Origin of the sequence: Sporomusa sp., assembly GCF_035561255.1 — a bacterium.
Classification (GTDB): domain Bacteria; phylum Bacillota; class Negativicutes; order Sporomusales; family Sporomusaceae; genus Sporomusa.
This window is the reverse complement of sequence record NZ_DATMXX010000209.1, coordinates 1-6,549: the sequence shown is the minus strand read 5'-3', so window position 1 is coordinate 6,549 and position 6,549 is coordinate 1. Positions and strand designations below refer to the sequence as shown.

General features: G+C 45.9%; 4 protein-coding genes. All 4 read right to left on the bottom strand.

Annotation, left to right across the window (positions count from 1 at the left end; all coding sequences use genetic code 11):
• Window positions 1–278: 278 nt before the first annotated feature.
• Window positions 279–1,370 carry an IS91 family transposase gene (locus VN379_RS11555; protein WP_325533942.1) on the bottom strand — a complete coding sequence of 364 codons (1,092 nt, stop codon included), beginning with the start codon at window positions 1,368–1,370 and terminating at the stop codon, window positions 279–281.
• Complete coding sequence (locus VN379_RS11550; RefSeq protein WP_325533940.1) at window positions 1,363–2,250, bottom strand: tyrosine-type recombinase/integrase; 888 nt, start codon at window positions 2,248–2,250, stop codon at window positions 1,363–1,365. Before VN379_RS11550 ends, VN379_RS11555 begins: the two co-directional genes overlap by 8 nt.
• A 240-nt stretch (window positions 2,251–2,490) precedes the next feature.
• Window positions 2,491–4,110 (bottom strand): peptide chain release factor 3, encoded by a 1,620-nt coding sequence (locus VN379_RS11545; RefSeq protein ID WP_325533938.1) that lies wholly within the window; start codon window positions 4,108–4,110, stop codon window positions 2,491–2,493.
• 471 nt (window positions 4,111–4,581) lie between these two features.
• Window positions 4,582–6,126, bottom strand: a complete 1,545-nt coding sequence (locus VN379_RS11540) for a peptidoglycan-binding protein (protein WP_325533936.1) — start codon at window positions 6,124–6,126, stop codon at window positions 4,582–4,584.
• Between the last annotated feature and the right edge of the window lie 423 nt (window positions 6,127–6,549).

The window sequence follows — 6,549 nt, the reverse complement described above, 5'->3', positions numbered from 1 at the left end:
CATTATGAGTAGAGAATTATACGAGCAAAGGCATAGAAAAAGCAACCGAACAGAGGTGAGGTCGGTTGCCTTTGGTTGGATAATTCCATAGCACGAAACCGCGGTCAATTCTGCATCGCTATGGGAAATGCAATCAGCGTTTCCCCCAAAAAGTCGAAGGAGCGACACTGCCGCAATCATTTTCACAGCGTTCCATTGCAGAAATAACGCATTCTCTGGTAAAGTGAAAATAGCAAAGCAGACCTATCCCGGAGACAGGCTTTTAAAGCTTTGCAGTTTTAGGCTGACGGCGGAGAGAGCGCGCTCCTGAGCATGTCGAGCTGTCCGCAGCGTGGGCACTGGGAAGGCTTTCTGCCGGTGAGTTTTTGGATGAGCTGCTCGGCAGAGAGCTTTTCTTTTTGAACGAGCCTCGTTCCGGTTTGAAGCTTGCAGACTTTAAGCTTTATCCGTTTTCCACGGCTGGAAAGAAAACCATAGTGACGAATTTTTGTAAAACCAGGTGGCAGGACGTGCATCAGGAATCGCCGGGTAAACTCTTCAGCAGTTAGTATCATCTCTTTCCAACGGTTACTATCCCTGTAATCCCGCCACTTGAAAGTAACAATGCCATTTTCAAACTTAAGGATGCGGTTGTTTGAGATAGCCACACGATGCGTATAGCGGCCTAGATATTCAACGACACATGCAGCATCCTTAAACGGCGGTTTACAGTAGACTACCCATTCCTTTTGATAGCACAGATTCAACAGTTCCCGGTCAACATCAGGCATTTGCAACCTTAACAAAGCCAGGAACTTTCCTCGGAATTTGCGGGACAGTACCCGTACCGGCAGAAAGAACTTCTTGCTTGAGTGCTGCCATTTGCCCAAACCGGTGAGCCCGCCGGATGGAACGATGCAATGAATGTGCGGATGAAAGCAGAGGTTCTGGCCCCATGTATGAAGGACGGCAGTGTGCCCGATGGATGCTCCCAGATACTTTTTATCTGCAGCTAATTCCCCAAGCGTTTCTGCCACGCACCTAAAAAGAAGATCATAGCAGTCTCTCTGGTTGCGATAAATCAGGAGATTGAGCTCCTGGGGAACAGTAAATACCACGTGAAAATAGCCTACATTAAGTAGGTCAGCTTTTCGGGCATCAATCCACCGCTCTTTAGAAAACGCCTGACACTTGGGGCAATGTCGGTTACGGCAGGAATTGTAGGACGGTTTTTCATAGCCACAGCCCGGGCATGTGTCCATATGCCCGCCGAGCCGGGATGTCCGGCAGCTCCGGATGGCATTCATAGCTTTATGCTGAGCAAGGGACAAACCGTGATGAGCTAGATAGGCATCTGCGAATTGCTCGAAAATATCCTGTACCTCAGGCATCGGCTCTTACCTTCGGCTTGTGGCCACGCTTTTTCTGCAGCGTATCCAACGGACTTACAATCGTTTCATTAATGTTTTGTAGGTGTAGATAAAAAGCCGTGGTTTGAATGAAGGTGTGCCCTAATAACTCTTTAATTCGGCAGACATCTACACCGGTTTCAAGAAGGTGTGTCGCAAAACAATGTCGTAATGTATGGACGGTGAAAGTGTCCGGCAGTTTGGCTTGTTTCGAGTATTTGCTGAAGGCATCCTGGATAGCCCGAGAGGTCATGACACGATCTTTTCTGCCTCTGGAGTAGAACAGGTACCCTTCGGGATGCTTGGGTTGATACTGCTTCCAGTATTCCCGGAGAAGGTCAAGGTTCCTCTGAGAAAGTAGAGTGTAACGATCTTTGCAGCCTTTTCCCTGATGGACAAATATACGCATTTGTTCGCTGTCAATGTCCTGAACTCGCAGATGGATAACTTCGGACACACGCAGGCCCGCACCATACACGGTTTCAAAGATGACTTTATCCCGTAGGTTGTCAATGACAGAGAAAAACCGGACGATCTCCGTTTTGCTCATTATTTCAGGTAACTTTCGATAAGAACGACGTCTGGGGATCATTCGGTAGTTGAGATTCCGCTGTAGCACAGCGCCAAAGATAAACCGCAGAGCGCTGTTGTAGATATTTACACTGCCGGTTGCTTTCCCGAGATTGATCTGGTGGAGCAGAAACTCGCGGATCTCTGGTTCACCCATGGTTTCAATGGGGTGATTGTCGTAGTAGCGGAGAAAGAGCTGAAACGCTCTCAGATATTCATCCGCTGTGTTCGGGGACAACCCCCGTAGTGTGAACTCTTCATGAGCCCGCTGAAATACTTCCTCATTTGTCATGGAATCATCTCCTTTAAAGTGATGATCCCATTGTACAGGAGAAAACAAAACCCCGTCGCATTTGCAGCAGGTTCATCTTGAGCACAGTTTCTGTCGGTAAAAGCCACCGCGAAGCGGTTTAGTGCTATGTTTAAATTATGGACTATCCGCATTTCCCATTATGTTTAACCTAGCAAATTACAATAATTATTAGAAAACCCCGCAGGTTACGATGAGTTACCTGCGGGGGGGTACCGGGTTTTAATCGGCTATAGATTCATGTTCCAATGGAGCAATATCTGTAAATTCGACATTCGGATTTTTATTCATGATACGTTGTAAGACCCAATTATTTCTAAAGAGTATGACCGGTCGATCAAAGCGGTCTACAACACGCAATATGTCCCCCTCAAGTACGGGTAGATCAAGGTTAGCCTCTTCAGGAATAATCCATCGTGCGTGCTGATAACTTAACTGTTCTATTCTGATTTCAGCATTATACTCCCCAAGCATACGATAAGAAAGCACTTCCAATTGAAGTGCGCCTGCGACTCCGGCGATGCGCCTTTCACCGGCGGACTCCGAAGTGCGAAATACCTGTATTGCCCCCTCGGTTTGCAACTGATTGATCCCTTTAACAAACTGCTTGCGTTTCCCTGCATCCATTGCGGAAACATAGGCAAAATGCTCTGCAGGAAACATCGGAATAGGGTCAAAGCGGAAAGGGTTCTTTTCCGAGCATAGGGTATCCCCAATACGTAACTCACCCGAATCAAACAACCCAACAATATCTCCGGCATACGCTTCTTCCACAACCGCTCGGTCCTGTGCCAGGAATTGTTGGGGCTGCGCAAGTCGAATGTTTTTTTGCATGCGTGTGTTATAGACTTGCATGCCCTTTTCATACTGGCCGGAGCATATGCGGACAAACGCTAACCGGTCCCGATGTTTCGGGTCCATATTCGCCTGTATTTTAAACACAAAACCCGAAAATTCATTGTCATCCGGTGCTAAAACACCCATGCTGGTATTCCTTTGTCCGGGTGTCGGAGCCATCTGTATGAAGTCCTCCAGGAACTGCTGCACGCCAAAGTTGCTCATTGCACTGCCAAAAAAGACAGGTGTGACTTTGCCTGAAAGCACTTTGGCGATATCGAATTCCTCTCCCGCCTCGTCAAGCAGCGAGATATCCTCACAGAGCGAATTGTAGGCTTCGCTTCCAATTAACGCTTTTAATTCCGGATTATATAGTTCCATTACTTGTGATACGGTAACTTTGATGCCGTGGTCTCCGTCGGTCTCAAACAGTTCGAGCCGCTTAAGCGCTCTGTTATACACCCCTTTAAACACGCCATCGATACCTACAGGCCAGGTTACGGGGTAGGAGTGAATTCCAAGGGTTTTCTCAAGTTCATCAATGAGGTCGAACGGGTTTTTGCATACGCGGTCCAACTTGTTTACAAAAGTAAAAATAGGTATGCCACGTTTGCGGCACACATGGAACAGTTTCTTCGTTTGTGCTTCCACACCTTTTGCACCATCAAGAAGCATGACAGCGCTATCTGCGGCAACCAGCGTACGATAGGTGTCCTCGCTGAAGTCTTGATGCCCAGGCGTATCAAGGATGTTAATGTGATAACCGTTGTAATCGAAGTTTAGTACGCTAGAAGTTACTGAAATACCTCGCTGCTTTTCAATTTCCATCCAGTCGGATACGGCATACGTACGGGTTTTACGGCTTTTTACACTGCCAGCCTGTCTTATAGCGCCGCCGTACAGCAGAAGTTTCTCTGTAAGAGTTGTTTTACCTGCATCCGGGTGGGATATAATGGCGAACGTACGTCTTCTGTTGATCTCATCATGTAATCTGGTTTGTTCCATTGCTTCAGTAACTTTCCTTTATAAATTCAATTTGAGGTAATCCATATCGTTTATTTTCTTTTTCGTTCATGCATAAACCTCACAGTACCGTCGCAAGAGCGGCAGCAGCAAGAATTATATCATGCCGGAAGCGATGTTGTCTTGCTTAGCTTTTCTGATAAAATAAGAGCATGGGAAAGTAAGAGGGCCTGGATAATCAGGCGAAGGGATACAACCTTCGTAAGCATAGCATTGACTTATATTGCTGATGAAGAAAATTGGCAAAAAGCAATTGAGTTTTTATTTAACCTGTACGAGACTTGGTATGAAGGATACTGATTTTCGCGCCATTAACTTCGCGCTGCACCCCTTGATAGTTGTCAGATAAGAAAAATACTGTTCAACTATCGGGCATGATTAATCAGACTGCATATTATCACCCTTAGGCAAAGTATCGGCAAGGGAGCTGAGCAATATGCATCGCATCATTGGTTATAAAACTCTGTGACCTCTTATGAAATTTCTTTGCCAATATGGATGATTAAGATTACCTATCCGTACACCGCCATCGCTGGGAGCACAATCTATCATTTTTCCGTTGCCCAGAGCGATACCCACATGACCCTTAAAAGAGATAATATCCCCGGCCTTTAAGTCCTCCATTCTGTCAACGACAGGGTACTTGGAACTAGATGCCCATCCGGCTGAGGTTAAATATCCTTGCCGTATACCAATTTGGTTTAGACACCAAAATACAAAACCGGAACAATCAAACGTATTTGGACCTTTGGCACCTAAGACATATTTTGCACCAAGCTTGGATTTTGCGACTTCAATTAAGGCTTGGACAGATTTTTCCCGGGAACTTCCGCCATTACCCGAAGCGCCCCCTCCACTCGAAGAAGCTGCCTTTTTTGCAGAATCGGAAAGTAGCACAGTCAACGTCTGCGTGCCTACTTTGCCATCATCCGAGAGTCTGTTTCTTTTCTGGAATGCCTTCACCGCACCGGAGGTGTTAGAGCCAAAATATCCATCTGCCTTATCTTTCAGGTAGTTCAATTGAATCAAGCGTTCCTGAATATTCTGTACATCGCTGCCACTGTCACCTACCCCTAGCGCATTATGCTCGGCTTTGCGCGAAAAAAGAAGTTTACGCGTTTGGGGACCGGCATACCCATCATCAATGAATCCGTTTTTTTGCTGGAAACGCCTTATTGCATTTTCGGTATCTTTTCCAAATGTGCCGTCAGGCTTGGTCGTTAAATACCCCAACGCAAATAGTCTTCTTTGGAGTTTTAGTACCTCTTCGCCCGATGTGCCGATGGAATAATAAAATGCCTTTGCATTATTCGAAAACAGTACCTCCTTCGTTTGTGCGCCTACGCTGCCATCTACGGCTAGACCGTTCCTTTTTTGAAATTCCTTTACCGCTGCCTCAGTCTCTTCGCCGAAGTATCCCGTTGCTTTTTGCACATAATCCAGATCCTGCAAACGCAGTTGGATTTCCATAATGTCTGCTCCGTAAAAACCAATCGTTGCCGAATATTTCTTTGCCTGCTCGGAGAAAAGCAGCAGCTTTGTTTCTTCCCCGTAAATCCCGTCGACCTGCAACTCATGCTTGCGTTGAAATAATTCCAGCGCCATTTCCGACACCGGTCCGAAATAGTCGGTGGGAAGATCCCTCTCCATATAGTCCAACTCCATTAGCCTTTCCTGCATGAGCGCGACTTCATCGGAGCGCATTCCTTTTGTGAGCCGCATGGGAGTAAGGGCAGGGGTTGGCTGAATCACCGGATTTTCCGTTTCCGCTTCCGGGGAAAGCGAACTTGGTGCCATTGTTATCACCGAGATGGGAGTAGAAGTTGTTTGCAACGATGCTTCGCGGGAACTACCCGAAAAAATAAGCAAAAGTAAACCGGCGATTATAACGCCTGTTATACCAATAAAAACAATAAAGCGGACAGAGTTTATTCGAATCCTGTGTTTTGATAATCTTTTGCTTTTCAGCGTAATCCATTTTGTGAATTGCTTAAGCATATATCACCCGTCTTCCTGAATTCTTGTCCGCAGACGTATGCTGCGGTATTATTCATTAAAATCTGTAGCCATTCGACCTAGTGTAATTGTTTGCGAGGCACAAATTGCTTTCTCTGTTCTCATATACAAAAAGGGATAACGGCATTTATTCGATTATCCCTTTAAATCCCGGGAGTACGAAGGGCGAGGTGTAGCCCTTCGTAAGCGGCATGCAAAGCCTTCGAGTTACAGGTTTACTTCTGCCTATCATACCAACCCTTTATTATCGTTCTGTTGCTTGTTTGTAAACAAATATTGTATTTTTGTGTATTTCAACATTACACCCATAGTTTATTTTAGAACCGTATCACTATTGAAATTTTTAAATTCAACACACGAATGGCATTTAAAATCGCGAGCACCGCAACACCAACATCCGAGCCC

Coding starts and splice junctions, on each gene's coding strand:
- VN379_RS11550 (WP_325533940.1), bottom strand. CDS start 2,250: ATGACAAATGAGGAAGTATTTCAGCGGGCTCATGAAGAGTTCACACTA.
- VN379_RS11545 (WP_325533938.1), bottom strand. CDS start 4,110: ATGGAACAAACCAGATTACATGATGAGATCAACAGAAGACGTACGTTC.
- VN379_RS11540 (WP_325533936.1), bottom strand. CDS start 6,126: ATGCTTAAGCAATTCACAAAATGGATTACGCTGAAAAGCAAAAGATTA.
- VN379_RS11555 (WP_325533942.1), bottom strand. CDS start 1,370: ATGCCTGAGGTACAGGATATTTTCGAGCAATTCGCAGATGCCTATCTA.